Below are 25,744 nucleotides of genomic sequence, written 5' to 3'. Positions count from 1 at the left end.
GGCTTGCCCGCGATGCTTTTTAGAGGAATAACGCAATGCGTGTATGGATCGATGCCGACGCCTGCCCCAAGGCGGCGAAGGATCAGGTGGTGAGGTTTGCCCTCAAGCGCCAGTTCGAGCTGGTGCTGGTGGCGGGGCAGCCGCAGATCAAGCCGGCCTTTGCCTGCGTCAAGCTGATCGTGGTGCCCAGTGGCCCGGATGCGGCCGATGATTATCTGGTGGAACACGCGGTGCCGGGCGAACTGGTGATTTGCAGCGACGTGCCCCTGGCCGACCGGCTGGTGAAGAAAGGCGTCGCCGCCCTCGACCCGCGGGGCAAGGAGTTCGATGCGCAGAACATGGGCGAGCGGCTGGCGGTGCGTAACCTGTTTACCGATCTGCGCGAGCAGGGGCAGGTCGGTGGTGGGCCAGGCGCTTATGGGGACCGCGAGAAGCAGGCCTTCGCCAATGCCCTGGACCGGATCCTGACGCGGCTGGCGCGTCAGGCCTGACGGGGGCCGTAAGGCGAGCGCGCTTGCCGGCTCGCCACGGCTGCGGGGTTATTCGTCGTTTTCGTGTGTCAGTTCCAGCACCCGATCCACCAGCTTATTGATCCCCGCCGCCGCTTCGCTGATGGAATGCGCGAGCATGTAGGCCGGGGTGCTGACCAGCTTGCGTGCCTTGTCCTCGATGATGTCGCCGACGGCGCATTCTGCGTGGGTCGCGCCCATTTTGCTCACGGCGGCCGCGGTATCGGCATCGTTGCCGATGGTGCAGGTGACGCCCGGGCCGTAGATCTTCGCCGCCAATGCCGGCGAGATGCAGATCAGGCCCACCGGCTTGCCGGCTTCGGCGAAGGCTTCGGTCAGCGCCAGGACATCCGGCTGGATCGTGCAGCCGGCCCCTTCCACGGCAAAGTTGGAGAGGTTTTTCGCCGCGCCGAAGCCGCCAGGCACGATCAGCGCGTCGAAGTCTTCGGCGTCGGCGTCACGGATATCTTTCACCTGGCCGCGGGCGATGCGCGCCGATTCCACCAGGACATTGCGCGACTCGGGCATCTCTGCGCCGGTCAGGTGGTTGATCACATGCAGCTGGGCGATGTCCGGGGCGAAGCACTGCACCTGGGCGCCGCGCTGGTCCAGGCGCAGCAGGGTGATGACGCTTTCATGGATCTCGGCACCGTCGTAGACGCCACAGCCGGAAAGGATCACTGCAACTTTTTTGCTCATGGTTTTTTCTCCAGATTCATGGCGTTAAATGTCCACTAATTTGTCGCCCGTTGCCATAGGGTTATCCCGCCGCTCGACCTAATCTTCGATCAGGATTCCGATCAGGTCGTGTCATGAATTTCATTCTTTATGCGGTGCCGTTCTTCTTTGTGCTGATAGCCCTCGAGCTGCTGGTCGACCGCTGGCGGGGGGTGAACAACTATCGGGTCGCGGACGCCATCAACAGCCTCAGCACCGGGGCCTTGTCGACCACCACCGGACTGCTGACCAAGGGCGTCGGCCTGGTGACCTACGCCTTTGCCCTGGAACACCTGGGGCTCTTTAGCCTGTCGGCCGAGAGCGCCTGGGTCTGGGTGTTCGCCTTTGTCCTCTACGACTTCTGCTACTACTGGCTGCACCGCATGGGCCATGAGCGCAACATTCTCTGGGCGGCGCATTCGGTGCATCACCAGAGCGAGGACTACAACCTCTCCACGGCATTGCGCCAGACCAGCACCGGCTTCCTGCTGAGCTGGATCTTCTACCTGCCGATGGCCGTGCTGGGGGTGCCGCTGCTGGTGTTTGTCAGCGTGGGGGCGCTGAACCTGCTGTATCAGTTCTGGGTGCACACCCGGCACATTCCCAAGCTCGGCTGGTTCGAATGGTTTTTCGTCTCGCCGTCCAATCATCGGGCCCACCATGCACAGAACGCTCTCTACATGGATCGCAACTACGGCGGCGTGTTCATTATTTGGGACCGGCTGTTCGGCACCTTTCAGGAGGAGGACGACAACGAGCCGGTGGTCTTCGGCGTGACCACGCCCCTGGCCAGCTGGAACCCGGTGTGGGCCAACCTGCAGTTCTACGCCCAGCTGCTGGACGATGCGCGGCGTACCGAGCGCTTGTGGGACAAGCTGCGGATCTGGTTCATGCGCACCGGCTGGCGTCCGGCTGATGTGGCGGCCAAGTACCCGCTGCGCAAGCCGGACCTGAGCCAGTTCCGCAAGTTCGAGGTGCCGCTGGATGCCTGGCAGCAGGCTTATGTGGTGTTGCAGTTCGCGGTGTACGCGGCTTTCGGCAGCTACCTGATGAACCTGGGCGACAGCCTGCCGGTCGCAGCCCTGGTGCTGGGCTGGAGCGCCATGGCTTTTGGTCTGTTCGTGCTGGGGGTGGCGCTGGAGAATCGCCCATGGGCGCTGAGGATGGAGCTGCTGCGGCTGGCGTCGAACCTGCCGCTGGTATGGCTGGCGCCCCTGGTCGGGCTGTGGCCGGCCAGCGCCTTGGGCTGGGTCGGCCTGATCAGTTACAGCCTGCTCAGTGGCATTGCGCTTTACTGCTGCCGGGGCCGCCTTACTCGACTGGCGTCTTAGACTTGCAGCAATCGCCCTGTTCGTTCTGCTTGACCTGTTCGGCTTCGTAGATCGCCTTGGCCAGCCGCGCATTCTTGAAGCGGCGGCGCAGCCACAGGGCAAAGCCCAGGACCAGCAAGGCGCCGAGCACCCACAGTTCGTATTTCTTGATGCTGCCCAGCATGCCTTCGAGCACGGCGCCGAAGTGATAGGCCGCGGCGGCCAGGGCGGCGGCCCAGATCGCGGCGCCAATGCCGTTGAGCAACAGATAACGTCCCGGCGGATACCCCGACAGGCCGATGGCCACCGGCATCACGGTGCGCAGGCCGTAGACGAAACGGAAGCTCAGCACCCAGATGTCCGGATGCTTGCGGATATGCTCCAGCGCCCGATCGCCCATCAATTGCCAGCGCGGTTTGCGCGCCAGGAGCTTGCGCCCGTGCTTGCGTCCCAGGAAGTACCACAGCTGGTCGCCGGCATAGCTGCCGAAGAAGGCCACGACCACCACCAGGTTGATGTCCATGTATCCGCGAAACGCGAGGAAACCGGCCAGGACCAGGATGGTCTCGCCTTCGAAGAATGTGCCGAGAAAGAGGGCGAAGTAGCCGAATTCCTGAAGAAATTGTTGGAGCATTGTCTGGATGCTGGCGAAATGAACGCGCAGCCTAACCCTTCGAGCCCATGGAGGAAAGTATCCAAATGTGTCTCGACGTGAACAAATGCTGGCTGGACAATAGCTGCGACTACCGGTCACAGGGTTAAGCACAACTGTCATCCGTTCGTCATAATGGCCGCTTATAACTGTCACGCTCGCCCGCCTGTGCGGGCTCAGGAGTCTGTCGTGAGCTTTACCCCAGCCAATCGTTTGTTTCCTGCCACTCGCCTGCGCCGCAATCGTCGTGATGATTTTTCTCGTCGTCTGGTTCGTGAAAACGTCCTGACCACCGATGACCTGATCCTGCCGGTATTCGTGCTCGACGGTGAGAATCGCCGGGAAGCGGTGGCATCGATGCCGGGCGTTGAACGCTTGACCATCGACCTGCTGCTGGAGGACGCGGCGAAGTGGGTGGAGCTGGGGATTCCCGCGCTGGCGTTGTTCCCGGTGACCCCGGCGCAGCTCAAGTCGCTGGATGCCGCCGAAGCCTGGAACCCGAACGGCATTGCCCAGCGCGCCACCCGCGCACTGCGTGAACGTTTCCCCGATCTGGGGGTGATCACCGACGTGGCGCTCGACCCGTTCACCACCCACGGTCAGGACGGCATCCTCGACGAAGACGGCTATGTGCAGAACGACATCACCGTCGATGCGCTGGTCAAGCAAGCCCTGTCCCATGCCGAAGCCGGCGCCCAGGTGGTCGCGCCTTCGGACATGATGGACGGCCGCATCCAGGCGATCCGCGAAGCCCTGGAGCTGGCCGGGTACGTCAACGTGCGGATCATGGCCTATTCGGCCAAGTACGCCAGCGCCTATTACGGCCCGTTCCGCGATGCGGTCGGCTCGGCGCTGAACCTGGGCAAGGCCAACAAGGCCTCCTACCAGATGGACCCGGCCAACAGCCACGAAGCCCTGCATGAAGTGGCCGCCGACCTCGCCGAAGGCGCGGACATGGTCATGGTCAAGCCGGGCATGCCGTACCTGGACATCCTTTTTCGGGTCAAGGATGAATTCAAGGTGCCGACCTTTGTCTATCAGGTCAGCGGCGAATACGCCATGCACATGGCGGCGATCCAGAATGGCTGGTTGAGCGAAGGGGTTATCCTCGAATCCTTGACCGCCTTTAAACGCGCGGGTGCCGATGGCATCCTGACTTACTTTGCCGTTCGTGCTGCTCAATTGTTACGAGAGCAAAAATAGCCCTCCCAGGAACACGCGATGAATACCGAAGGACTCACTGAAGTTGCCGTAAAAGAAGCTCAACCCGTGGTCGAGCAGGTCGTTGAAACACCACCGGAGCTGGAAGCCCCGCAGGTGCAAGCGGACGCGCCGCATGTGGCGATGCCGACCCTGGTCATCCCGAGCCTGGATGACAGCAGCCTGTATATCCATCGCGAGCTGTCGCAACTGCAGTTCAACATCCGCGTGCTGGAACAGGCGCTGGATGAGTCCTACCCGTTGCTGGAGCGCTTGAAGTTCCTGCTGATCTTCTCCAGCAACCTGGACGAGTTCTTCGAGATCCGCGTCGCCGGCCTGAAGAAGCAGATCACCTTCGCCCGTGAGCAGGCCGGTGCCGATGGCCTGCAACCGCACCAGGCCCTGGCGCGCATCAGCGACCTGGTGCACGGTCACGTCGACCGCCAGTACGCGATCCTCAACGACATCCTGTTGCCGGAGCTGGAGAAACATCAGGTCCGCTTCATCCGTCGCCGTTACTGGACCACCAAGCTCAAGACCTGGGTTCGTCGTTATTTCCGTGACGAGATCGCGCCGATCATCACCCCGATCGGCCTCGACCCTACGCACCCGTTCCCGCTGCTGGTGAACAAGAGCCTGAACTTCATCGTCGAACTCGAAGGGATCGACGCCTTTGGCCGCGACTCCGGTCTGGCGATCATCCCGGCGCCGCGCCTGCTGCCGCGGATCATCAAGGTGCCGGAAGAAGTCGGCGGCCCTGGCGACAACTATGTATTCCTCTCATCGATGATCCACGCCCACGCCGATGACCTGTTCCAGGGCATGAAGGTAAAGGGCTGCTACCAGTTCCGCCTGACCCGCAACGCCGACCTGGCGGTGGACACCGAGGACGTCGAAGACCTGGCCCGCGCCCTGCGCGGCGAGCTGTTCTCCCGGCGTTACGGCGACGCGGTGCGTCTGGAAGTGGCCGACACCTGCCCGAAACACCTGTCCGATTACCTGCTCAAGCAGTTCAACCTGAGCGAGACCGAGCTGTACCAGGTCAACGGTCCGGTGAACCTGACGCGCCTGTTCAGCATCACCGGCCTGGACAGCCATCCGGAGCTGCAATACACGCCGTTCACCCCGCAGATTCCCAAGCTTTTGCAGAACAGCGAGAACATCTTCAGCGTGATCAGCAAGCAGGACATCCTGCTGCTGCACCCGTTCGAGTCCTTCACCCCGGTGGTCGACCTGCTGCGTCAGGCAGCCAAGGACCCGCACGTGCTGGCGGTGCGCCAGACCCTGTACCGCAGCGGCGCCAACTCGGAAATCGTCGATGCGCTGGTGGATGCGGCGCGTAACGGCAAGGAAGTCACCGCGGTGATCGAGTTGCGTGCGCGCTTCGACGAAGAGTCCAACCTGCAACTGGCCAGCCGCCTGCAAGCGGCCGGCGCGGTGGTGATCTACGGCGTGGTCGGCTTCAAGACCCACGCCAAGATGATGCTGATCCTGCGTCGCGAAGCCGGCGAGATCGTGCGCTACGCCCACCTGGGCACCGGTAACTACCATGCCGGCAACGCCCGCCTGTACACCGACTACAGCCTGCTGACTTCCGACGACGCCTTGTGCGAAGACGTCGGCAAGCTCTTCAGCCAGTTGATCGGCATGGGCAAGACCCTGCGCATGAAGAAGCTGCTGCACGCGCCCTTCACCCTGAAGAAGGGCATGCTCGACATGATCGCCCGGGAGACCCAGTTCGCCCTGGACGGCAAACCGGCGCACATCATCGCCAAGTTCAACTCGCTGACCGATCCGAAGATCATCCGCGCGCTGTACAAGGCCAGCCAGTCGGGCGTGCGCATCGACCTGGTGGTGCGGGGCATGTGCTGCCTGCGTCCGGGGATCGCCGGCGTGTCGCACAACATCCATGTGCGCTCGATCATCGGCCGCTTCCTGGAGCACACTCGGGTCTTCTACTTCCTCAACGGCGGCGAGGAGCAGATGTTCCTGTCCAGCGCCGACTGGATGGAGCGCAACCTCGACAAGCGCGTCGAGACCTGCTTCCCGGTCGAGGGCAAGAAGCTGATCCTGCGGGTCAAGAAGGAGCTGGAAAGTTATCTCACCGATAACACCCACAGCTGGAGCCTGCAGTCGGACGGTCGCTACATCCGCAACACGCCGACCGGCAACCAGAACCCGCGCAGCGCCCAGGCCACGTTGCTGGAGCGCCTGAGCAATCCGGTGCTGGCGGTGCGCTAAGCACCTCAGGTGCCGCTAACAAAAAGGCCAGCCCGAGCATCGGGCTGGCCTTTTTATTTTGGGTCACGGCTGGCGAGGGTTGTAGGGGCCGGCTTGCCGGCCGGCTCCTACGCAGGGGTCAGTGCACGTTGAGGGTGATCTCGACCCGGGTCAGCCACTCCGCTTCCAGGGCGAAGTCGGCCTGGGTCAGCTGGTTTTCGTCCAGCCAGTTTTCCGGGAACATCACATCCAGGCTGTCGCCGGCGGCGTGCAGCTTCACCTGGGGCATTTCCTGGGTGCCGCGGATGTGGTGGAACAGGATGGCGAAACGCAGCAGCACGCACAGGCGGATCAGCTTGCTGCCTTCATCGCCGAACTCGGCGAACTTGTCCTTGGGAATGTTGCGGCGGTGACCGCGTACCAGTAGCGCGAGCATTTGCTGGTCTTCGCGGGAGAAACCGGCGAGGTCCGAGTGTTCGATCAGGTAGGCGCCGTGCTTGTGGTACTGGTAGTGGGCGATATCCAGCCCCACTTCATGGACCTTGGCGGCCCAGCCCAGCAGTTCGCGCCAGACACCGTCCTCCAGGTCCCAGTCCTCGGCCACCTGGTCGAAGGCGTGGAGCGCCTTGCGCTCGACCCGGGCAGCCTGTTCCAGGTCGACGTGATAACGCTCCATCAGCGAGCCCAGGGTGCGCTCGCGTACGTCTTCGTGGTGATGGCGGCCCAGCAGGTCGTAGAGCACGCCTTCGCGCAGGGCGCCTTCGCAGTGGTCCATGCGCTGCAGTTCGAGGGCGTCGAAGATGGCTTCGAGAATCGCCAGGCCGGCCGGGAAGATCGCCCGGCGATCGGGCTTGATGCCTTCGAAGTCGATTTTCTCCACGTCGCCCAGCTTGAACAGCCGGCGCTTGAGCCAGGCCAGGCCTTCGGCGTTGACTTCGCCATTGCCCTGGCCGCCGGCCTTGAGCGCCAGGCCGATGGCGCGGATGGTGCCCGAGGAGCCGATGGCTTCATCCCAGGTCAGGCGATGCAGGGCGTGTTCGATGCTCATGATTTCCAGGCGCGCCGCGGTGTAGGCCTGGGCGTAGCGCGCCGGGGTGATCTTGCCGTCGCGGAAATAACGCTGGGTGAAGCTGACGCAGCCCATCTGCAGGCTTTCGCGCAGCAGCGGCTCGAAGCGCTGGCCGATGATGAATTCGGTACTGCCGCCGCCGATGTCGGCGACCAGGCGCTTGCCCGGGGTGTCGGCGAGGGTATGGGACACGCCCAGGTAGATGAGGCGGGCTTCTTCACGACCGGAGATGACTTCCACCGGGTGGCCGAGGATCTCTTCGGCGCGGCGGATGAATTCGCCGCGGTTGCGGGCTTCGCGCAGGGCGTTGGTGCCGACGATACGTACCGCGCCCAGGGGCATGCCGTTGATCAGTTGGGCGAAGCGCTTCAGGCAATCGAGCCCGCGCTGCATGGATTCTTCGTTGAGTTGACGGTCTTCGTCGATCCCGGCGGCCAACTGCACCTTTTCACCGAGCCGCTCGAGAATGCGGATTTCATTATGGTGAGCCTTGGCCACGACCATGTGAAAGCTGTTGGAGCCCAGGTCGATGGCGGCGATCAGGGACAGATTCTTGGCTTGGGATTGCGGCATGGTTTGGGGGTCTCGGTCGATAACCTTGCCATCCTGCCACGATCAATCGCTCGCGCCAACGCGCAGTGTCCAATGCGTTGATTCAACGCATGAATCCTTGCTCCACAGCTCCTGTAGCCGCTGNNNNCAGCGGCTACAGGTAGCATCAAGCGCTTTCGTTGGTCCCGATAAAATTCGCCAGCTCCGGCGTCTGCGGGTTGGCGAACAGCACTTTCGGGTCGCCCACTTCATGCACCTTGCCCTGGTGCATGAACACCAGTTTGTCGCCCACTTCCCGGGCAAAACGCATCTCGTGGGTCACCATGATCAGGGTCATGCCGTCCTTGGCCAGCTGGCGCACCACGCTCAGGACCTCGTTGACCAGCTCCGGGTCCAGGGCCGAGGTGATTTCGTCGCACAGCAGCACCTTGGGCGACATGGCCAGGGCCCGGGCAATCGCCACCCGCTGCTGCTGGCCGCCGGACAGGCGGTCGGGGAAGGCGTCGAACTTCTCCTCCAGGCCGACCCGTTTCAACATCTCTCGCGCCAATTCGGCGGCCCTGGCCTTGGGCACCTTCTGTACCACTTGCGGGGCGAGCATGACGTTCTCGCCGACGGTCAGGTGCGGGAACAGGTTGAACTGCTGGAACACCATGCCGACCTTCTGCCGCAGGCTGCGCAGATCGGCGCGGGCGGCGTCGAGGTATTCGCCGTCGACTTCGATGACCCCGTCGTTGATCGACTCCAGGCCGTTGAGGGTGCGCAGCAAGGTGCTCTTGCCCGAGCCGCTGCGGCCGATGATCGCCACCACCTGGCCTTCCTCGATACTGAGGTCGATGCCCTTGAGCACATGGTGGTCGCCGTAATATTTATGCAGGGCGGAAATTCTAAGCAGAGGCATGCAGTCTCCTTTCCAGGTAGCGCGCACTGAGGGACAGGGGGTAGCACAGCAGGAAGTAACCGAGCGCCACCAGGCCGTAGACCATGAAGGGCTCGAAGGTGGCGTTGGCGAGCATGCCGCCGGTCTTGGTCAGCTCGGTGAAGCCGATGATCGAGGTCACCGCGGTGCCTTTGACCACCTGCACCGAAAAGCCCACGGTGGGCGCCACAGCGATCCGCAGCGCCTGCGGCAGGATCACATGGCGCAGCTGTTCATAAGGGTTGAGCGCCAGGCTGGACGAGGCTTCCCACTGGCCGTTGGGGATCGAGTCGACGCAGCCGCGCCAGATCTCCGCCAGATAGGCGCTGGTGAACAGCGTCAGGGCGATGGCCGCCGCCAGCCAGGGCGAGATATCCACCCCCAGCAGGGCGATGCCGAAGAACACCAGGAACAGCTGCATCAACAGCGGAGTACCCTGGAACAGCTCGATATACAGGCGGGCGAAATGGCTGGGGAAAGCCTTCTTGGAAATGCGCAGGGTCATGATCAACAAGCCGATCAGCCCGCCGCCGACAAAGGCCACCAGCGACAGCAGCAGGGTCCATTGCAGGCCGGTCAGCAGGTTGCGCACGATGTCCCAGAAGCTGAAATCACTCATTGGCTGCTCCTCGCGATATAGCGACGCCCGACCCAGTTCAGCAGCTGCCGGATCAGCAGGGCCATGCACAGATAGATCAGCGTGGTCAGGGCGTAGGTTTCAAAGGCGCGGAAGTTGCGCGACTGAATGAAGTTGGCGGCGAAGCTCAGCTCCTCGGTGGCGATCTGCGAACACACCGCCGAACCGAGCATGACGATGATGATCTGGCTGCTCAGGGCCGGCCACACCTTGCCCAGCGCCGGCAGCAATACCACGTGGCGGAAGGCTTCCATGCGGGTCATGGCCAGGGCCGCCGCGGCGTCCAGCTGGCCGCGGGGGATGGCCTGGATGCCGGCGCGGATGATTTCCGTGGAGTAGGCGCCCAGGTTGATCACCATCGCCAGCACTGCCGCCTGCCACTCGGAAATCTGCAACCCCAGGGACGGCAGGCCGAAGAAGATGAAGAACAGCTGCACCAGGAACGGGGTGTTGCGGATCAGCTCGACGTAGACGCCGAAGATGGTCGAGAAGGGCTGGATCTTCCAGGCCCGCACCAGCGCGCCGACTATGCCCAGGCCGACCCCGAGCAGCGCGCCGATGGCAGTCAGCTCAAGGGTGAACAGGGCGCCGCGCAGCAGCAGGCTGGTGTTTTCCAGCACCGGTAGAAAGTCGAACTGATAAGCCATGGATAACCTCCGCGACCGCGATCAGAGGCCAGCCGGCAACGGCTGCTTGAGCCACAGCTGGGCGTTCTTTTCCAGGCTGCCGTCGGCCTTGGCGGTGGTGAGGATCTGATTGACCTTGTCCAGCAGCTCCGGCTGGTTCTTGTTCACGCCGACATAGACCGGGGAGTCCTTGAGCTTGACCTTCATCGCCGGGATGCGTTTCGGGTTGCGCTCGCTGATGGCGACCATCACCACGTTGCCGCTGGCGATCAGGTCGACCTGGCCGGCCAGGTAGGCGGCGATGGTCGAGTTGTTGTCCTCGAAGCGCTTGATGGTCACGCCTTGCGGGGCCACGGCGGTCAGCTCGATGTCTTCGATGGCGCCACGGGTGACGCTGATGGTCTTGCCCTTGAGGTCGTCGAGGCTGGCGACCGGCGCCTCGGGTGGGCCGAATACCGCCAGATAGAAGGGCGCGTAGGCCTGGGAGAAGTCGATGACCTTCTCGCGCTCGGGGTTCTTGCCGAGGCTGGAGATCACCAGGTCGACCTTGCCGGTGGTCAGGAAGGGAATGCGGTTGGTGCTGTTGACCGGGGTCAGTTCGAGCTTGACCTTGAGTTGGTCGGCCAGCAGTTTCGCGGTGTCGATATCCAGGCCGCGGGGTTTCATGTCCGGGCCGACCGAGCCGAACGGCGGGAAATCCTGGGGCACGGCCACCTTGAGGGTGCCACGGGCGACGACATCGTCCAGGCCACTGGCGTGGGCGGGCGTCTGACTCAGCATCAGACTGGCAAACAGGGCAGAGAGCAGGGCGCTGAAACGCTTGGTCATGGCAAATCTCCGGATTCACGGGAAGTGATTTCTGCGCAGCGACACAGCACAGGCCGTGCCAAACGCCGGAAAAAGCCCTGGAGCGCTGGGTTTTGCTGGTCTTGTTCGGTCTTACTGGTCTGAACAGTTGGTGGCTTGTCTGCCCCCTTATCGAGCGTCGGGCAATGCGCCCGAACCCCCTTGGGGCACGACTTGCCGGGCTCGGCGAATAGCTTTACAACTAGCTTTTTCCTGGACCGGCCAGCCTGAATTTTATGAACTCGATCTCCCGCGCCGTACCCGAGGTGGCGCTGCAAGCCATCCGTCAATTGATCACTGAGCGCGGTTTCGGCCCGGGCGATGCGCTGCCGTCGCAGCGCGATCTGGCCGTGCAGCTGGGGGTCAGCCGGGCCTCGTTGCGTGAGGCGCTGTCATCCTTGAGCGCCTTGGGGGTGATCAGCGTGCAGCCTGGCAAGGGCGTGTTCGTGCAGGCCGCGGAGTCGCCGGTCAATGGCGTGGGGCTGAGCTGGCCGTTCGCGGCTCAGGCCTCGCCGACGGACATCTTCCAGCTGCGTTACGCCCTGGAAGGCTTCGCCGCGGGGCTGGCGGCCGTGACGTTGACCGCCGACGAGCTGGATGCATTGCAGGACAATGTCGAGGCGATGCGCAATGAGCTGCGGGCGGCGGATTTCGAGGCGGCGGCGCGGCTGGATTTCGAGTTTCACCAGAAGATCCTGCAGGCCAGCGGCAATCAGGCAATGGTGAGCATTCTCAGCACCAGCGCCGAGATCTTCCTGGAGAGCCAGAAACTACCGTTCATCCGGCCCGAGCGGGCCATGGAAACCTGGCAGGAACACCGCAAGATCCTGCGCGGGCTAGCCCGGCATGCCTCCGGGGCGGCGCAGAAGGCCATGCAGGAGCATGTGCGCGGCGCGGCCCTGCGCACCGGAATCGCCTTTGTCACCCCCGCATAGTTGCCAGTTGAGCTATACCCAAATTCATCGGGCACCATAGCGAGAGTCAATCAACTCCGGCTTCCTGAACGCGGGAAGGGCGGCTATGATGGGCCACGTTTTTTTGCTTACAACCTGGAGACTTCCATGAGCAGCGATCTTATCAAACACGTTAGCGACGCTAGCTTCGAGGCTGACGTACTCAAGGCCGAAGGCGCTGTACTGGTCGACTACTGGGCTGAGTGGTGCGGCCCATGCAAAATGATCGCTCCGGTCCTGGACGAAATCGCTGAAACCTACAAAGGCAAGCTGACCGTTGCCAAGCTGAACATCGACGAAAACCAGGAAACCCCGGCCAAGCACGGCGTGCGTGGTATCCCGACGCTGATGCTGTTCAAGAACGGCAACGTCGAAGCCACCAAGGTCGGCGCGCTGTCCAAGTCGCAACTGGCTGCTTTCCTCGACGCCAACATCTAAGCGTCGTTGTAAATGGCATCAAAAAAGCCCCGTAAATAGCGGGGCTTTTTCATTATTCAGGGCTAGACGCTCAGAAACTCAGGTGTTACATTCGGCCCCGCACTGGTTTCTCCTCTGCCCCCTGCAAGCCGTCGCCGACGCTCTCCTTTTCGAATAAGTACGCGATCCTGTCGCCTTCTCCGCGGCGCGGCATCATTAAGCCAAAAGCTTAATTTCCCCCCTCCATAAATGATTACGTCATTCCTATATGAATCTGACTGAACTCAAGCAAAAGCCGATTACCGAACTGCTCGAATTGGCCGAACAGATGGGCATAGAAAATATGGCCCGTTCGCGCAAGCAGGACGTGATTTTCTCCCTGCTGAAAAAGCACGCTAAAAGCGGCGAGGAAATCTCCGGTGATGGCGTGCTGGAGATCCTCCAGGACGGCTTCGGCTTTCTTCGCTCCTCCGACGCCTCCTATCTGGCCGGCCCAGACGATATCTACGTCTCCCCGAGCCAGATCCGTCGTTTCAACTTGCGCACCGGTGACACCATCGTTGGCAAGATCCGCCCTCCAAAGGAAGGCGAGCGTTACTTCGCACTGCTGAAGGTCGACACGATCAACTACGATCGTCCCGAGAACGCGAAGAACAAGATCCTGTTCGAAAACCTGACGCCGCTGTTCCCGACCGTGCGCATGAAGATGGAAGCCGGCAACGGTTCCACCGAAGACCTGACCGGTCGTGTCATCGACCTGTGCGCCCCGATCGGTAAAGGCCAGCGCGGTCTGATCGTTGCTCCGCCGAAGGCGGGCAAGACCATCATGCTGCAGAACATCGCGTCGAACATCACCCGTAACAACCCAGAAGTTCATCTGATCGTGCTGCTGATCGACGAACGTCCGGAAGAAGTGACCGAGATGCAGCGCACCGTGCGCGGCGAAGTGGTCGCCTCCACCTTCGACGAACCGCCAACCCGCCACGTGCAGGTTGCCGAGATGGTGATCGAGAAGGCCAAGCGCCTGGTCGAACACAAGAAGGACGTGGTGATCCTGCTCGACTCCATCACCCGTCTGGCCCGTGCCTACAACACCGTGATCCCGAGCTCCGGCAAGGTGCTGACCGGTGGTGTCGATGCCCACGCCCTGGAAAAACCGAAGCGTTTCTTCGGCGCCGCGCGGAACATCGAAGAAGGCGGCTCGCTGACCATCATCGCCACCGCGCTGGTTGAAACCGGCTCGAAGATGGACGAAGTGATCTACGAAGAGTTCAAGGGTACCGGCAACATGGAGCTGCCCCTGGACCGCAAGATCGCCGAGAAGCGGGTATTCCCGGCCATCAACATCAACCGTTCCGGCACCCGCCGCGAAGAGTTGCTGACCGCCGACGACGAGCTGCAGCGCATGTGGATCCTGCGCAAGTTGCTGCATCCTATGGATGAAGTCGCCGCCATCGAGTTCCTGGTCGACAAGCTGAAACAGACCAAGACCAACGATGAGTTCTTCCTGTCGATGAAACGCAAGTAAGTCGAGCAGGACCGCAAAAGCCGGGGAAACCCGGCTTTTTGCTATCTGATTATTGATGAACGGCAGTTCACTGTTCTGAACAGTCGGGTTCGGCGCTAAACTGCCAGCCCCGAACGCCACGGCCAAAACGAGGCTCACGCATGCAGTATCGCGACTTGCGCGACTTTATCAGCGGTCTGGAACAGCGCGGCGAACTCAAGCGCATCCAGGTTCCGGTGTCCCCAGTGCTGGAAATGACCGAGGTCTGCGATCGCACCTTGCGTGCCAAAGGTCCGGCCCTGCTGTTTGAAAACCCCACCGGCTACGATATTCCGGTGCTGGGCAACCTGTTCGGCACCCCGGAGCGCGTGGCGCTGGGCATGGGCGCCGAAGCGGTCAGCGAACTGCGGGAAATCGGCAAGCTGCTGGCTTTCCTCAAGGAGCCAGAACCGCCCAAGGGGCTGAAGGATGCCTGGTCCAAGCTGCCGATCTTCCGCAAGATCATTTCCATGGCGCCGAAAGTCGTCAAGGACGCGATCTGCCAGGAAGTGGTCATCGAAGGCGATGACGTCGACCTGGCGATGCTGCCGGTGCAGACCTGCTGGCCGGGCGATGTCGGCCCGCTGATCACCTGGGGCCTGACCGTCACCAAGGGCCCGAACAAGGACCGGCAGAACCTCGGGATCTATCGCCAGCAGGTGATAGGTCGCAACAAGGTGATCATGCGCTGGCTGAGCCACCGTGGCGGCGCGCTGGATTATCGCGAGTGGTGCGAGAAGCACCCGGGCCAGCCGTTCCCGGTATCCGTGGCCCTGGGGGCCGACCCGGCGACCATCCTCGGCGCCGTGACGCCGGTGCCGGACAGCCTTTCCGAATACGCCTTCGCCGGCCTGTTGCGGGGCAACCGCACCGAGCTGGTGAAATGCCGTGGCAACGACCTGCAAGTGCCGGCTACCGCGGAAATCATCCTGGAAGGGGTGATCCATCCGGGCGAGATGGCCGACGAAGGTCCGTATGGCGACCACACTGGCTACTACAACGAAGTCGACAGCTTCCCGGTGTTCACCGTCGAGCGTATCACCCACCGGATCAAGCCGATCTACCACAGTACCTACACCGGTCGTCCGCCGGATGAGCCGGCGATTCTCGGCGTGGCGCTGAACGAAGTATTCGTGCCTATCCTGCAGAAGCAGTTCCCGGAAATCACCGACTTCTACCTGCCGCCCGAAGGCTGCTCGTACCGCATGGCGGTGGTGACCATGAAGAAGCAGTACCCCGGCCATGCCAAGCGGGTAATGCTCGGTGTCTGGTCGTTTTTGCGACAGTTCATGTACACCAAGTTCGTTATCGTCACTGACGACGATATCAACGCGCGCGACTGGAACGACGTGATCTGGGCCATCACCACGCGCATGGACCCCAAGCGCGACACGGTGATGATCGATAACACGCCGATCGACTACCTCGACTTCGCCTCGCCGGTCTCCGGCCTGGGCTCGAAGATGGGGCTCGATGCCACGCATAAATGGCCGGGTGAAACCACCCGCGAGTGGGGCCGGGTGATCGTCAAGGATGAGGCGGTGACCCGCCGGATCGATGCCATCTGGAATCAGTTAGGAATAGATTGATGCGTGTAACCTTGCAGCCCTCCGGAGCGGTGCTTGAGACGCTGCCCGGCGAGCGGATTCTCGATGCGGCGCGGCGCCTGGGCTATGAATGCCCGCAAAGCTGCCGCAATGGCAACTGTCATGTGTGCTGTGCCTTGCTGGTGGAAGGCAGGGTCCTGCAAACCGGTGAGGTGCGCGATCACGGCGAGTTCTACACTTGCATTGCAGAGCCGCTGGAAGACTGCATCGTGCTGTGGGATGGCGTCCTTGCGCTGGGAGAGCTGCCGGTGCGCAGTCTGTCGTGTCAGGTCACCGAGTGTCTGGAAGTCGGCGGCGACGTCTGGCGGGTCCGCCTGCGGGCGCCGGCCGGCAAGCCACCGCGTTATCACGCCGGCCAGTACCTGATGCTCGAACGGGAGAATGGCGAGAAGTCGGCGTTCTCCCTGGCCTCGGCGCCGCACTCCGGGCGCGAGCTGGAACTGCACGTACTGGTGCGCGAAAGCAGTGCACAAAGCTTGATCGAACAGCTGCAGCGCAATGGCAACGTGCGCGTCGAGCTGCCGTTTGGCGATACCCACCTGGCCGAGCTGCCGGACGGGCCGCTGGTACTGATCGCCGCCGGCACCGGCATGGCGCAGATGCACAGCCTGATCGAGCATTGCCGGGCCAAGGGCTTCAAATACCCGGTGCACCTGTACTGGGGCGTGCGCCGGCCGGACGACTTCTACCAGATCGAACACTGGGACGAATGGAAGAAGCTGCCCAACCTGTTCCTGCACAAGGTGGTCAGCGACCTCTGTGGCTGGGAAGGGCGCTGCGGCATGCTGCACGAGGCGGTGAGCGAGGACATCGCCGACCTGTCGGCGGTGCATGTCTACGCCAGCGGCTCGCCGGCGATGATCTACGCAACCCTCGATGCGCTGGTCGAAGCGGGCATGGATGCGCACCAGATGCGCGCGGATGTATTTGCCTACGCCCCTCGGTCCTGAGTTCTCGGGACTGTCCCTCGTTATAACTTCCTATATAGCCCATCGGTATTTATTTAATTAGATAAATACCGGTAGGTTATATGTCGCGCATTATTGAAAGTTAAAACTCTTCGATGGCACCTAACTTGCCTTGAAACACCTGAAACATATGTGTCTTGGAGTTACAGCCGTGCGTTCTATTAAGTAATTCTTTATACGCGGGGAGCCGAACGCTATTCGCCATGACAGCCATTGAATCCAGTTTTTTGAATCTGGCTTACCCGCCGCGCCTCGACCTGGGGCCGCAGCTCACCCACGAACAGCTCCTCAGCTCGATGCAGTCCACCATGGCGCGCCACAAGGGCGGGCCGGTCTGGTTGTTCGCCTACGGTTCGCTGATCTGGCGCCCTGAATGTTCGGCGGTCGAGCGCATGCGCGGGCGGGTGCATGGCTACCATCGCGGTTTGTACCTGTGGTCCCATGAACACCGCGGCACGCCGGAGAAGCCGGGGCTGGTCTTTGGCCTGGATCGTGGCGGCTCCTGCAGCGGTTTCGCCTACCGCTTGCCGGAAGAGCAGCTGGAAACCTCGCTGTATGCGCTGTGGCAGCGCGAGATGCCGTACCCGTCCTATCGCCCACACTGGCTCAACTGCCGCCTCGAAGACGGTAGCCGGGTTCAGGCCTTGGGGTTCGTTCTGGAGCGACACCTGCCCAGCTATGCCGGCAACCTGCCGGACCATGTGCTGAGCCAGGTATTTGAAAACGCCTGCGGGCGCTACGGCACCACTCGCGATTATGTCGAGCAGACCGTGCACGCCCTGCGTAGCCACGCCATGCCAGACCGTAATCTGGAGGCGCGGCTCAAGCGCTGTAAGTCAGCAACCCACTAAGCTACGGCTTCGCGGCTCTGGCTGGCGACTTGTTTGTGCCACAGGGTCGGGGCCAGGAAGGCCATCGACAGCAGGCAGGCGCCTACCAGCAGGACAAAACCGCCGTCCCAGCCGAAGTGGTCCACGGTGTAGCCCATCGCCGCGCTGGCCGCGACCGAGCCACCCAGGTAGCCGAACAGCCCGGTAAAGCCCGCGGCGGTGCCGGCGGCTTTCTTCGGTGCCAGTTCCAGGGCCTGCAGGCCGATCAGCATCACCGGGCCGTAGATCAGGAAGCCGATGGAGAACAGCGCGATCATGTCGACGGTCGGGTTGCCGGCCGGGTTCAGCCAGTACACCAGGGTCGCCACGGTCACCAGGGCCATGAACACCATGCCGGTCAGGCCACGGTTGCCACGGAAAATCTTGTCCGACATCCAGCCGCACAGCAGCGTGCCCGGAATCCCCGCCCACTCGTAGAAGAAGTACGCCCAGGAGGTTTTATCCACGGTGAAGTGCTTGGCTTCCTTGAGGTAGGTCGGCGCCCAGTCCAGTACGCCGTAGCGCAGCAGGTAGACGAAGACGTTGGCCATGGCGATGTACCAGAGCATTTTGTTGCGCAGCACGTATTTGACGAAGATTTCCTTGGCGCTGAATTCTTCTTCGTGGCTGGCGTCGTAGCCTTCCGGGTAGTCGTTCTTGTACTTCTCGATCGGCGGCAGGCCGACCGATTGCGGGGTGTCGCGCATGGTGACGAAGGCGAACAGCGCCACCATCAAGGCCACGGCGGCCGGGACGTAGAACGCCGCGTGCCAGTCGTTGAACCAGCCCATGCCGAGCAGGAACAGCGGGCCGATCAGGCCGCCGCCGACGTTGTGCGCAACGTTCCATACCGAAACCACGCCGCCGCGTTCCTTCTGCGACCACCAGTGCACCATGGTCCGCCCACTTGGCGGCCAGCCCATGCCCTGGGCCCAACCGTTGATGAACAGCAGGATGAACATCATGGTCACGCTGGACGTGGCCCAGGGCGCGAAACCGAAAATGAACATCACCCCGGCCGACACCAGCAGGCCGAAAGGCAGGAAGTAGCGCGGGTTGGAGCGGTCGGACACCAGACCCATGAGGAACTTGGACAGGCCGTAGGCGATGGCGATCGCCGACATGGCCAGGCCCAGCTGACCGCGGGTGTAGCCCTCTTCGATCAGGTACGGCATGGCCAGGGAGAAGTTCTTGCGCAGCAGGTAGTAGCCGGCGTAACCGATGAAGATCCCGGCGAAGATCTGCCAGCGCAGGCGGCGGTAGGTACTGTCTATTTTTTCCTCAGGCAGGGGCGCCTGATGTGCGGCAGGTCGAAAGAAAGCAAACATTCAAGAGCTCCAAATTTCTTGTTTTGACTGCGGATGCGAATGTTACAGTTTCGTTACCGAAAATAGCACTGCATCTTGTCTACAGGCATAGAAGAAAGGAGCAATCGCATGTTCTTTTGCGAACATGTCGGTCAGATATAAGTAAAGGTCGTAACGAGATTTCACGCCCTTGTAGGAGCGAGCTTGCTCGCGATCCGCGCAGCGGCCATCCGCCGCTGCGCGAGCAAGCCCTTACAGAGACAGGTCAGCGAACCTGAACCACCACCTTGCCCACCGCCTTGCGCTGGCCAAGATCGTTGATGGCGCTGGCGGCGTTGCCCAGCGGGTAGACCTGCGAAACCAGCGGCTTCAACTTGCCTTCGGCAAACCAGCCGAACAGCTGCTGGAAGTTCGCTGCGTTGTCCTGGGGCTGGCGCTGGGCGAACGAGCCCCAGAACACGCCGACCACGGCGGCGCCCTTGAGCAGCGCCAGGTTGACCGGCAGCTCGGGAATGCGCCCACTGGCAAAACCCACCACCAGCAGCCGGCCGTTCCAGGCGATGGCGCGGATGGCCTGGTCGAACAGGTCGCCGCCGACCGGGTCGTAGATCACATCGGCGCCCTGGCCCTCGGTCAGGCGCTTGACCTCGTCCTTCAGGCTGGTTTCGCTGTAGTTGATCAACTCATCGGCACCGGCAGCCTTGGCCACCGCGAGTTTTTCGGCGCTGCTGGCGGCGGCGATGACCCGTGCGCCCATGGCCTTGCCGATTTCCACCGCTGCCAGGCCGACGCCGCCGGAAGCGCCGAGCACCAGCAGGGTTTCACCCGGCTGCAGGTTGCCGCGTTGCTTGAGGGCGTGCATCGAGGTGCCGTAGGTCATGCTGAAGGCGGCAGCGGTATTGAAGTCCATCGACGCTGGAATCGGCAGGACGTTGTAGCCCGGCACCGCCACTTCCTCGGCAAAGCTGCCCCAGCCGGTCAGCGCCATGACCCGGTCGCCGACCTTGAGGTGGCCGACCTTCTCGCCGACAGCGCCGACCACCCCCGCGGCCTCGCCACCGGGCGAGAACGGAAAGGGCGGCTTGAACTGGTATTTGCCCTCGATGATCAGCGTGTCCGGGAAGTTCACCCCAGCCGCATGCACCTGCAGCAGGATTTCGTTCTTCTTCGGTACAGGACTCGCGACGTCTTCCAGCACCAGCGTTTCGGCGGGGCCGAAGGCTTTGCACAGCACGGCTTTCATCAGGGCTATTCCTTTGGGAGTGATGGCCGATAAGTGTAGGTGGGTGAATAACGCGGTCAACGAGCATGCCCCGGCCTGATAACCAGCCATAAGCTTTGTGCTTGGGCACGGGCGCGGGGGCCTTTATGCTAGACCGCCTACCGGATAAGGAGCGAATTGTGAAAGCGTGGATCATGTTGATGCTGGCCCTGTCTCTGCCCATGGCAGCCATGGCCGAGGAAGCCAAAGAAGGCGCAGCACCGAAAGTCAGTTACATCAGCCTGAACCCGCCGTTCGTGGGCAACTACGGCCTGGATGGCGGCCCCAAGCTCAAGGTCTACAAGGCTGACGTCGCCCTGCGGGTGACCGGCGATGCCGCCGCCCAGGCGGTGAAAGCCAACGAGCCGTTGATCCGCAACCAGCTGGTGGCGCTGTTCGCCCAGCAGACCACGGAAACCATGAACAACGTCGAAGCCAAGGAAAAGCTGCGCCAGGAAGCCCTGAAGCAGACCCAGCAGGTGATGAACGACGAAACCGGCAAGCCGGTGGTGGAAGACCTGCTGTTCAACAACCTGATCATCCAGTAATGCTGGATCCGTAGGAGCGAGGCTTGCCCGCGATAGCGATAGTGCGAGCTCCGCCGAATTTCAGCCTGGCGGCTGATCGCGAGCAAGCTTCGCTCCTACAAGTCGTAGCAGTGTTCCGCGTTCAGGACGCCAGGCTCCTGCGAAACCTCGCCAGGGCAATGCCGAAGAACAGCAGGCCTATCACCGCCAGGGCCAGCAGGTCTGGCCAGACCACCCTGATGCCGGCGTCGCGAAACAGGATCGCGGCGCTGAGGCTGACGAAGTGGGTCGACGGCGAGCCCTGCATCACCCATTGCAGCCACTGGGGCATGCTGTCCAGCGGGGTGCTGCCGCCCGACAGCAGCAACATCGGGATGATCACCGGAATCGCCAGCAAGCCGAATTGCGGGGTCGAGCGCGCCAGCGTGGCGAGAAAGATCCCCAGCGCGGTGCTGGCGAACAGGTAAAGCGCGGTCACCGCGAGGAACAGCCCCAGCGAACCGGCCAGCGGCACGCCCAGCACACCTTTGACGATCACCTCCAGCGACACCCAGGTGCAGAGCACCACCACCAGCATGTTGCTCCAGATCTTCGCCAGCATGATTTCCAGGGCGGTCAGCGGCAGCACCAGCAGATGGTCGAGGGTGCCATGCTCGCGCTCGCGCAGCAGCGCCGTGCCGGTCAGGATAATGGCCAGGATGGTGATGTTGTTGACGATCTGGATCACCGCCAGAAACCAGCCACCCTGCAGGTTGGTGTTGAACAGTGCGCGACTGGTCAGTTTGGCGGGCATCCTGCTCGCCGGGTCGGCCTGGCTGTAGTTCGACAGTTCACGCTGGAAAATCCGCCCGATATAACCGGCGCCCATGAAGGCCTGGCTCATGGCGGTGGCATCGACATTCACTTGCACGCTGGGTTGGCGCCCGGCCAGCAGGTCGTTCTGGAAGTTGGCCGGCACATTGATGACGAAGGTGAACTGGCCGCTGTCCATGACCTGGTCCAGCTGGTCGTAGGGCAAGGGCTCCGGGTTCTGGAACTCCGGTGGTTGCAGGGCCTCGGCCAGCTGGCGCGAGAGCTGGCTGTGGTCTTCGTCCACCAGCGCCACGCTGGCGTTGTGCACGCCGATCACCGAACCGGCTGCGGGCATGTAGATGGCCACGCTGAAGGCGTACAGCAGAAACAGCAGCAACACGCTGTCGTGTCGCAGGCTGGTGAGCTCTTTTAAGCCCAGGCGCAGGATGTGGCTGAACCGGTGCATCAGGCCTCCTGCTTTTTCAGCATCGCCAGGCTCAGCCCGGTGAACCCGAGGAAGAACCCGAACAGCGCCAGGCACTGCGGCCACAGCTGGCGCAGGTCCAGGGCCTTGGTGAAGGTGCCGACGGCAATGTCGAGGAAGTAACCGGCGGGGAACAGCTGCCCCATCAGCGCCGCGGAACCGTCCAGCGACGAGCGCGGCACGATCAGCCCGGAGAACTGGATGGTCGGCAGGCTGGTGATGATCATGGTGCCGAGGATCGCCGCGATCTGGGTGCGGGTGAAGGCGGAGATCAGCAGGCCCAGGCTGGTGGTGGCCAGCACGTACAGCAGGCCGCCGAAGGCCAGGGTCAGGCCGCTGCCCTTGAAGGGCACGCCGAACAGCCAGCGGTTCATGGCCACCAGCAGCGCCAGGTTGATCAGGCTCAGGCCCAGGTAAGGCGCCTGTTTGCCCAGGAGAAACTCCAGGCGCTTGAGCGGTGTGGCGTAGAAGTTGGTGATCGAGCCCAGTTCCTTTTCGCGCACGATGCCCAGCGCCGTGAGCATCGCCGGGATGAACGCCAGGATCAGCGCCATCACCCCGGGGCCGATGGCATTCACGCTGACCACGTCCTGGTTGTAGCGAAAGCGCGTTTCCAACCGGGCCGCGGGTGGCCGCCCCAGGGCCGGGCTGCTGTGTTCGGCCAGCAATTCGATATTGGCCTGGTGCACCGCCTCGACATAGTTGCGACTGGTCTCGGCGCGGAATGGCATGCCGCCGTCGAGCCAGGCGGCCACCGCGGGCTGGCGCCCGGCGTACAAGTCGCGGCCGAAGCCGGGGGGAATCTCCAGGGCCAGCTTGATCTCCGAGCGTTGCAGGCGCCGGTGCAGTTCGGCGGCGTCACGGATCGGCTTCTGCTCCTTGAAGTAGCGGGAGCCGCGGAAGGCTTCCAGGTAGGCGCGGCTTTGCGGTGTCTGGTCCTGGTCGTAGACGGCGAAGGCGAGGTTTTCCACGTCCAGGGAAATGCCGTAGCCAAAGATCACCATCATGAACAGCGCCCCGAGCAAGGCGAAGCTCAGGCGCACCCGGTCGCGCATCAGTTCCTTGCCTTCGCGGGTGGCCACGGCGATCAGGCGCGACAGGCTGAAGCGCCGACCGTCACTGTGGATGGCGCTGCTGACTTCGGGCTGGGCGGTCGCCGGGGGAGCAGGTTCCGGCGCGCCCTGGGCCTCTTCCAGGCAGCGGACAAAGGCGGCTTCCAGGGTTTCGCCAGCGAACTGTTGCTGCAGGGCGGCCGGCGTATCGCAGGCCAGCACCTGGCCGGCGTGCATCAGCGAGATGCGGTCGCAGCGCTGGGCTTCGTTCATGAAGTGGGTGGACAGAAAGATCGTCACCCCCTGTTCCCGCGACAGCTCGATCAACAGGCGCCAGAAGTCGTCGCGGGCCGCCGGATCGACGCCCGAGGTCGGCTCGTCGAGGATCAACACTTCCGGGCGGTGCAGCACCGCCACCGCCAGGGACAGGCGCTGGCGCAAGCCCAGGGGCAGGGCGCCGGAGGGTTGTTCGGCAATCTCCTGGAGGGCGAAGCGGCGGATCAGTTCTTCGATCCGCGGGCCGCTCTCGGCCTTGGGCAGGTCGAACAGCCGGGCATGCAGCACCAGGTTCTGGCGCACGCTGAGTTCGCCGTACAGCGAGAAGCTCTGGGACATGAAGCCCACGCGCTTGCGGGTGGCCAGGTCCTTGGCGTCCACCGGGTTGCCCAGCAGCCTGGCGCTGCCCTCGGTGGCCGGCATCAGCCCGGTCAGGACCTTCATGGTGGTGGTCTTGCCGCAGCCGTTGGAGCCGAGGAAGCCGAAAATCTCGCCCCGGCCAATGGCGAAGCTGACCTTGTTCACGGCGGTGAAGTCGCCGAAACGCAGGGTCAGCTCATGGGCTTCGATAGCGATTTGCTGGTTGTCTGTGGTTCTTGGCGGGATCACCAGCGGTTTGCTGTCATGCCCGCTGTCGCCCTGGAAGTGGGTGAAGGCATCGTCGAGCTTGCCGCTGGGCGTGACGATGGCCAGTTCCCGGCTCAAGCCCTGGGCAATCAGCCGGCCGCGGTCGAGCATCAGGCAGTGCTCGAACTGTTCGGCTTCCTCCATATAGGCGGTGGCCACCAGCAGCGTCAGTTGCGGGCGCTGGCGGCGAACCTCGTCCACCAGTTCCCAGAAGCGCCGGCGGGACAGTGGGTCGACGCCAGTGGTGGGCTCGTCGAGGATCAGCAGGTCCGGCTCATGGATCAGCGCGCAGCACAGCCCGAGCTTCTGCTTCATCCCGCCAGACAGCTTGCCCGCGGGCCTTTCGGCGAAGCGCAGCAGGTCGGTGGCCAGCAACAGGTTGTGCATGCGCTGCTCGCATTCGGCTTTCGACAGGCCGAACAGGGTGGCGAAGAAACGGATGTTTTCCTGGATCGACAGCTCGGGATACAGGTTGCCGCCCAGGCCCTGGGGCATGAAGGCGATCCGCGCGTACAGGCTGTTGCGATGGCGGCGTTGTTCGATGGAACCGCCGAGCACCTGCAGTTGGCCCTGCTGCAGCTTCTTTACCCCGGCGATCAAGCCCAGCAGGCTCGACTTGCCGGCGCCGTCCGGGCCGATCAGCCCGCAGCGGGTGCCGCCGGGCAGGCTGAAGGCGAGGTCGACCAGGGCCTGTTGCGAGCCATAGCGGTGGTTGATGCCCGTGGCCTGCAGCGCCGGCTCGTTCATTGCAGGTTGGCCGGCCAGTCCAGGGTCGCGGTGCGCACATAGCCGGCGCCGGGCATGCCCGGCTTGGCCTGCGGTACGGCGCTGGGTTGGGTCAGCCGCAGCTTGACGCGGAACACCAGTTTTTGGCGTTCATCGCGGGTTTCCACTTCCTTGGGGGTGAACTGGGACTTGGCCGCGACAAAGCTGATTTTCGCTGGCAGCGGCTGGTCGGGCAGGGCGTCGAGCAGGATCCGCGCCTCGCTGCCGACGGCCAGGTGGCCGGTCACCGAGGCGGACAGGTAGAGGTTCATGTACTGGTCGCTCGGGTCGATCAGCAGCAACACCCGGCCGCCGGCGCCCAGCACCTCGCCCGGTTCGGCCAGGCGCAACTGGATGATGCCGTCGATGGGCGCGCGCAGGCTGCTGTCGTCGATCTCGCTGGTCAGCTGGGCGACCAGCGCCTTGGCCGAGCCGATGGCCGCGCGCACCGCGGCGACCTGGGCCTGGGCTGCCTGGACGGCGGCGTTGCCGGTGTTCAGGCGCGCCTGCTGTTGGTCGATGATCTGCTGGCTGGCGTAACCACGATTGAACAGTTCCCGGGAGCGCTTGAGTTCCTGGGTGGCCAGCAGCAGTTCGCTCTGGCGCAGCTGCACATTGGCTTCGGCCGCCGCGAGGTTTTCCCGGGTGCGCACCACGTCGGCCTCGGCCTGGGCGCGCTGGGCTTCCAGGGTGCGGGTGTCCATGCGGGCCAGCAGCTGGTCCTTGGACACCTTGTCGCCTTCGTCGACGAGCACTTCGGCCAGGCGTCCGGGCGTCTTGCTGGCGATCTGTACTTCGGTGGCTTCAAGCCGGCCGTTGCCCATGTTCAGGCCTTCGGGCAGGCGGTCCAGGGTGGACTTCCAGTAACCAAAGCCGCCCGCGATCAGCAGCAGGGCCAGCAAGGCGCCGGCAAAAATACGGGAGGAGCGGTGATTTGTCGACATTGAGGCATCCCAGCAGCTGTAGCGTCCTAGTCTGGCGGCTCAAGCCATGGGGCTGCTTGATGTCCGTCAAATGAAGGGGGCAAGCCTAGTAG

At 63.1% G+C, this 25,744-nt stretch carries 23 protein-coding genes; 11 read left to right on the top strand and 12 right to left on the bottom strand.

All coding sequences use genetic code 11. From position 1 onward, the window contains the following. Positions 1-35: 35 nt before the first annotated feature. Entirely contained in the window at positions 36-491 is a 456-nt protein-coding gene (locus ACTJKT_RS15790; RefSeq protein ID WP_016703198.1) for a YaiI/YqxD family protein, read from the top strand. Positions 492-539: 48 nt separating this feature from the next. On the opposite strand, the gene elbB is transcribed toward ACTJKT_RS15790, so the two are convergent. Further along, positions 540-1,208 carry an isoprenoid biosynthesis glyoxalase ElbB gene (gene elbB / locus ACTJKT_RS15785; RefSeq protein ID WP_440787718.1) on the bottom strand — a complete coding sequence of 223 codons (669 nt, stop codon included), beginning with the start codon at positions 1,206-1,208 and terminating at the stop codon, positions 540-542. Between the two features lie 113 nt (positions 1,209-1,321). On the opposite strand from elbB, the gene ACTJKT_RS15780 reads away from it, so the two are divergent. After that, a complete protein-coding gene (locus tag ACTJKT_RS15780; protein WP_440787717.1) occupies positions 1,322-2,557 on the top strand; it encodes a sterol desaturase family protein in 1,236 nt (411 codons plus the stop codon). Here ACTJKT_RS15780 and ACTJKT_RS15775 read toward each other — a convergent pair. Continuing rightward, positions 2,538-3,170, bottom strand: a complete 633-nt coding sequence (locus tag ACTJKT_RS15775) for a DedA family protein (protein ID WP_440787716.1) — start codon at positions 3,168-3,170, stop codon at positions 2,538-2,540. The genes ACTJKT_RS15780 and ACTJKT_RS15775 overlap by 20 nt on opposite strands. Before the next feature lie 207 nt (positions 3,171-3,377). On the opposite strand from ACTJKT_RS15775, the gene hemB reads away from it, so the two are divergent. Next, positions 3,378-4,391, top strand: a complete 1,014-nt coding sequence (gene hemB, locus ACTJKT_RS15770) for a porphobilinogen synthase (protein ID WP_440787715.1) — start codon at positions 3,378-3,380, stop codon at positions 4,389-4,391. Positions 4,392-4,409: 18 nt separating this feature from the next. Further along, complete coding sequence (gene ppk1 / locus ACTJKT_RS15765; RefSeq protein ID WP_097306528.1) at positions 4,410-6,629, top strand: polyphosphate kinase 1; 2,220 nt, start codon at positions 4,410-4,412, stop codon at positions 6,627-6,629. Between the two features lie 118 nt (positions 6,630-6,747). On the opposite strand, the gene ppx is transcribed toward ppk1, so the two are convergent. From ppx to ACTJKT_RS15740, 5 genes are all read right to left on the bottom strand, one after another. Continuing rightward, entirely contained in the window at positions 6,748-8,250 is a 1,503-nt protein-coding gene (gene ppx, locus ACTJKT_RS15760) for an exopolyphosphatase (RefSeq protein ID WP_440787714.1), read from the bottom strand. Between the two features lie 145 nt (positions 8,251-8,395). After that, positions 8,396-9,130 carry an amino acid ABC transporter ATP-binding protein gene (locus tag ACTJKT_RS15755; protein ID WP_007926719.1) on the bottom strand — a complete coding sequence of 245 codons (735 nt, stop codon included), beginning with the start codon at positions 9,128-9,130 and terminating at the stop codon, positions 8,396-8,398. Then, positions 9,117-9,767 (bottom strand): amino acid ABC transporter permease, encoded by a 651-nt coding sequence (locus tag ACTJKT_RS15750; protein ID WP_023967887.1) that lies wholly within the window; start codon positions 9,765-9,767, stop codon positions 9,117-9,119. The genes ACTJKT_RS15755 and ACTJKT_RS15750 overlap by 14 nt, the downstream gene beginning before the upstream one ends. Beyond that, positions 9,764-10,432, bottom strand: a complete 669-nt coding sequence (locus ACTJKT_RS15745) for an amino acid ABC transporter permease (RefSeq protein WP_440787713.1) — start codon at positions 10,430-10,432, stop codon at positions 9,764-9,766. Before ACTJKT_RS15745 ends, ACTJKT_RS15750 begins: the two co-directional genes overlap by 4 nt. A 21-nt stretch (positions 10,433-10,453) precedes the next feature. Beyond that, complete coding sequence (locus ACTJKT_RS15740; protein ID WP_124325747.1) at positions 10,454-11,239, bottom strand: transporter substrate-binding domain-containing protein; 786 nt, start codon at positions 11,237-11,239, stop codon at positions 10,454-10,456. 254 nt (positions 11,240-11,493) lie between these two features. Here ACTJKT_RS15740 and ACTJKT_RS15735 point away from each other — a divergent pair, with 254 nt between their 5' ends. The 6 genes from ACTJKT_RS15735 to ACTJKT_RS15710 all read left to right on the top strand — a co-directional run bounded on the left by ACTJKT_RS15735 (position 11,494) and on the right by ACTJKT_RS15710 (position 17,599). Continuing rightward, on the top strand, positions 11,494-12,192 hold the full coding sequence (locus tag ACTJKT_RS15735) for a FadR/GntR family transcriptional regulator (RefSeq protein ID WP_025807078.1): 699 nt from the start codon (positions 11,494-11,496) through the stop codon (positions 12,190-12,192). Between the two features lie 126 nt (positions 12,193-12,318). Continuing rightward, positions 12,319-12,648, top strand: coding sequence for a thioredoxin TrxA (gene trxA / locus ACTJKT_RS15730; protein ID WP_003206727.1), 330 nt, complete (start codon positions 12,319-12,321; stop codon positions 12,646-12,648). Between the two features lie 247 nt (positions 12,649-12,895). Continuing rightward, the gene (gene rho / locus ACTJKT_RS15725) at positions 12,896-14,155 is read left to right on the top strand and encodes a transcription termination factor Rho (protein ID WP_007926725.1); all 1,260 of its coding nucleotides are present in this window, start codon (positions 12,896-12,898) and stop codon (positions 14,153-14,155) included. A 140-nt stretch (positions 14,156-14,295) separates the two neighbouring features. Then, on the top strand, positions 14,296-15,762 hold the full coding sequence (gene ubiD, locus ACTJKT_RS15720) for a 4-hydroxy-3-polyprenylbenzoate decarboxylase (protein ID WP_053263060.1): 1,467 nt from the start codon (positions 14,296-14,298) through the stop codon (positions 15,760-15,762). Next, positions 15,762-16,730, top strand: a complete 969-nt coding sequence (locus ACTJKT_RS15715) for a CDP-6-deoxy-delta-3,4-glucoseen reductase (protein WP_053281363.1) — start codon at positions 15,762-15,764, stop codon at positions 16,728-16,730. The genes ubiD and ACTJKT_RS15715 overlap by 1 nt, the downstream gene beginning before the upstream one ends. Before the next feature lie 221 nt (positions 16,731-16,951). Next, positions 16,952-17,599 (top strand): gamma-glutamylcyclotransferase, encoded by a 648-nt coding sequence (locus tag ACTJKT_RS15710; protein ID WP_023967891.1) that lies wholly within the window; start codon positions 16,952-16,954, stop codon positions 17,597-17,599. On the opposite strand, the gene glpT is transcribed toward ACTJKT_RS15710, so the two are convergent. Further along, positions 17,596-18,945 carry a glycerol-3-phosphate transporter gene (gene glpT / locus ACTJKT_RS15705; RefSeq protein WP_097306535.1) on the bottom strand — a complete coding sequence of 450 codons (1,350 nt, stop codon included), beginning with the start codon at positions 18,943-18,945 and terminating at the stop codon, positions 17,596-17,598. The genes ACTJKT_RS15710 and glpT overlap by 4 nt on opposite strands. Before the next feature lie 244 nt (positions 18,946-19,189). Beyond that, positions 19,190-20,167: an NADPH:quinone oxidoreductase family protein gene (locus ACTJKT_RS15700; RefSeq protein WP_097306536.1), complete on the bottom strand. Its 978-nt coding sequence runs from the start codon at positions 20,165-20,167 to the stop codon at positions 19,190-19,192. A gap of 158 nt (positions 20,168-20,325) precedes the next feature. On the opposite strand from ACTJKT_RS15700, the gene ACTJKT_RS15695 reads away from it, so the two are divergent. Continuing rightward, positions 20,326-20,733, top strand: a complete 408-nt coding sequence (locus ACTJKT_RS15695) for a flagellar basal body-associated protein FliL (protein WP_440787711.1) — start codon at positions 20,326-20,328, stop codon at positions 20,731-20,733. Positions 20,734-20,854: 121 nt separating this feature from the next. Here ACTJKT_RS15695 and ACTJKT_RS15690 read toward each other — a convergent pair whose 3' ends face one another. Genes ACTJKT_RS15690 through ACTJKT_RS15680 form a run of 3 tightly spaced genes read right to left on the bottom strand, consistent with a single transcriptional unit; the run spans position 20,855 to position 25,652 of the window. Further along, a complete protein-coding gene (locus ACTJKT_RS15690; protein ID WP_440787710.1) occupies positions 20,855-21,970 on the bottom strand; it encodes an ABC transporter permease in 1,116 nt (371 codons plus the stop codon). Continuing rightward, a complete protein-coding gene (gene rbbA, locus ACTJKT_RS15685) occupies positions 21,970-24,690 on the bottom strand; it encodes a ribosome-associated ATPase/putative transporter RbbA (protein WP_440787709.1) in 2,721 nt (906 codons plus the stop codon). Before rbbA ends, ACTJKT_RS15690 begins: the two co-directional genes overlap by 1 nt. Next, positions 24,687-25,652, bottom strand: a complete 966-nt coding sequence (locus ACTJKT_RS15680; RefSeq protein ID WP_440787708.1) for an HlyD family secretion protein — start codon at positions 25,650-25,652, stop codon at positions 24,687-24,689. Before ACTJKT_RS15680 ends, rbbA begins: the two co-directional genes overlap by 4 nt. Between the last annotated feature and the right edge of the window lie 92 nt (positions 25,653-25,744).

It is taken from the genome of Pseudomonas sp. 22526, assembly GCF_052044735.1.
GTDB classification, from domain to species: domain Bacteria; phylum Pseudomonadota; class Gammaproteobacteria; order Pseudomonadales; family Pseudomonadaceae; genus Aquipseudomonas; species Aquipseudomonas piscium.
Note: the sequence above shows the minus strand (reverse complement) of the source record. Positions and strands in the feature narration are given on the sequence as shown.

What these genes read in the sequence shown, in the direction of transcription:
- ACTJKT_RS15790 (WP_016703198.1), top strand. Translation starts at nt 36, where the DNA reads ATGCGTGTATGGATCGATGCCGACGCCTGCCCCAAGGCGGCGAAGGAT.
- elbB (WP_440787718.1), bottom strand. Translation starts at nt 1,208, where the DNA reads ATGAGCAAAAAAGTTGCAGTGATCCTTTCCGGCTGTGGCGTCTACGAC.
- ACTJKT_RS15780 (WP_440787717.1), top strand. Translation starts at nt 1,322, where the DNA reads ATGAATTTCATTCTTTATGCGGTGCCGTTCTTCTTTGTGCTGATAGCC.
- ACTJKT_RS15775 (WP_440787716.1), bottom strand. Translation starts at nt 3,170, where the DNA reads ATGCTCCAACAATTTCTTCAGGAATTCGGCTACTTCGCCCTCTTTCTC.
- ppk1 (WP_097306528.1), top strand. Translation starts at nt 4,410, where the DNA reads ATGAATACCGAAGGACTCACTGAAGTTGCCGTAAAAGAAGCTCAACCC.
- ppx (WP_440787714.1), bottom strand. Translation starts at nt 8,250, where the DNA reads ATGCCGCAATCCCAAGCCAAGAATCTGTCCCTGATCGCCGCCATCGAC.
- ACTJKT_RS15755 (WP_007926719.1), bottom strand. Translation starts at nt 9,130, where the DNA reads ATGCCTCTGCTTAGAATTTCCGCCCTGCATAAATATTACGGCGACCAC.
- ACTJKT_RS15750 (WP_023967887.1), bottom strand. Translation starts at nt 9,767, where the DNA reads ATGAGTGATTTCAGCTTCTGGGACATCGTGCGCAACCTGCTGACCGGC.
- ACTJKT_RS15745 (WP_440787713.1), bottom strand. Translation starts at nt 10,432, where the DNA reads ATGGCTTATCAGTTCGACTTTCTACCGGTGCTGGAAAACACCAGCCTG.
- ACTJKT_RS15740 (WP_124325747.1), bottom strand. Translation starts at nt 11,239, where the DNA reads ATGACCAAGCGTTTCAGCGCCCTGCTCTCTGCCCTGTTTGCCAGTCTG.
- ACTJKT_RS15735 (WP_025807078.1), top strand. Translation starts at nt 11,494, where the DNA reads ATGAACTCGATCTCCCGCGCCGTACCCGAGGTGGCGCTGCAAGCCATC.
- trxA (WP_003206727.1), top strand. Translation starts at nt 12,319, where the DNA reads ATGAGCAGCGATCTTATCAAACACGTTAGCGACGCTAGCTTCGAGGCT.
- rho (WP_007926725.1), top strand. Translation starts at nt 12,896, where the DNA reads ATGAATCTGACTGAACTCAAGCAAAAGCCGATTACCGAACTGCTCGAA.
- ubiD (WP_053263060.1), top strand. Translation starts at nt 14,296, where the DNA reads ATGCAGTATCGCGACTTGCGCGACTTTATCAGCGGTCTGGAACAGCGC.
- ACTJKT_RS15715 (WP_053281363.1), top strand. Translation starts at nt 15,762, where the DNA reads ATGCGTGTAACCTTGCAGCCCTCCGGAGCGGTGCTTGAGACGCTGCCC.
- ACTJKT_RS15710 (WP_023967891.1), top strand. Translation starts at nt 16,952, where the DNA reads ATGACAGCCATTGAATCCAGTTTTTTGAATCTGGCTTACCCGCCGCGC.
- glpT (WP_097306535.1), bottom strand. Translation starts at nt 18,945, where the DNA reads ATGTTTGCTTTCTTTCGACCTGCCGCACATCAGGCGCCCCTGCCTGAG.
- ACTJKT_RS15700 (WP_097306536.1), bottom strand. Translation starts at nt 20,167, where the DNA reads ATGAAAGCCGTGCTGTGCAAAGCCTTCGGCCCCGCCGAAACGCTGGTG.
- ACTJKT_RS15690 (WP_440787710.1), bottom strand. Translation starts at nt 21,970, where the DNA reads ATGCACCGGTTCAGCCACATCCTGCGCCTGGGCTTAAAAGAGCTCACC.
- rbbA (WP_440787709.1), bottom strand. Translation starts at nt 24,690, where the DNA reads ATGAACGAGCCGGCGCTGCAGGCCACGGGCATCAACCACCGCTATGGC.
- ACTJKT_RS15680 (WP_440787708.1), bottom strand. Translation starts at nt 25,652, where the DNA reads ATGTCGACAAATCACCGCTCCTCCCGTATTTTTGCCGGCGCCTTGCTG.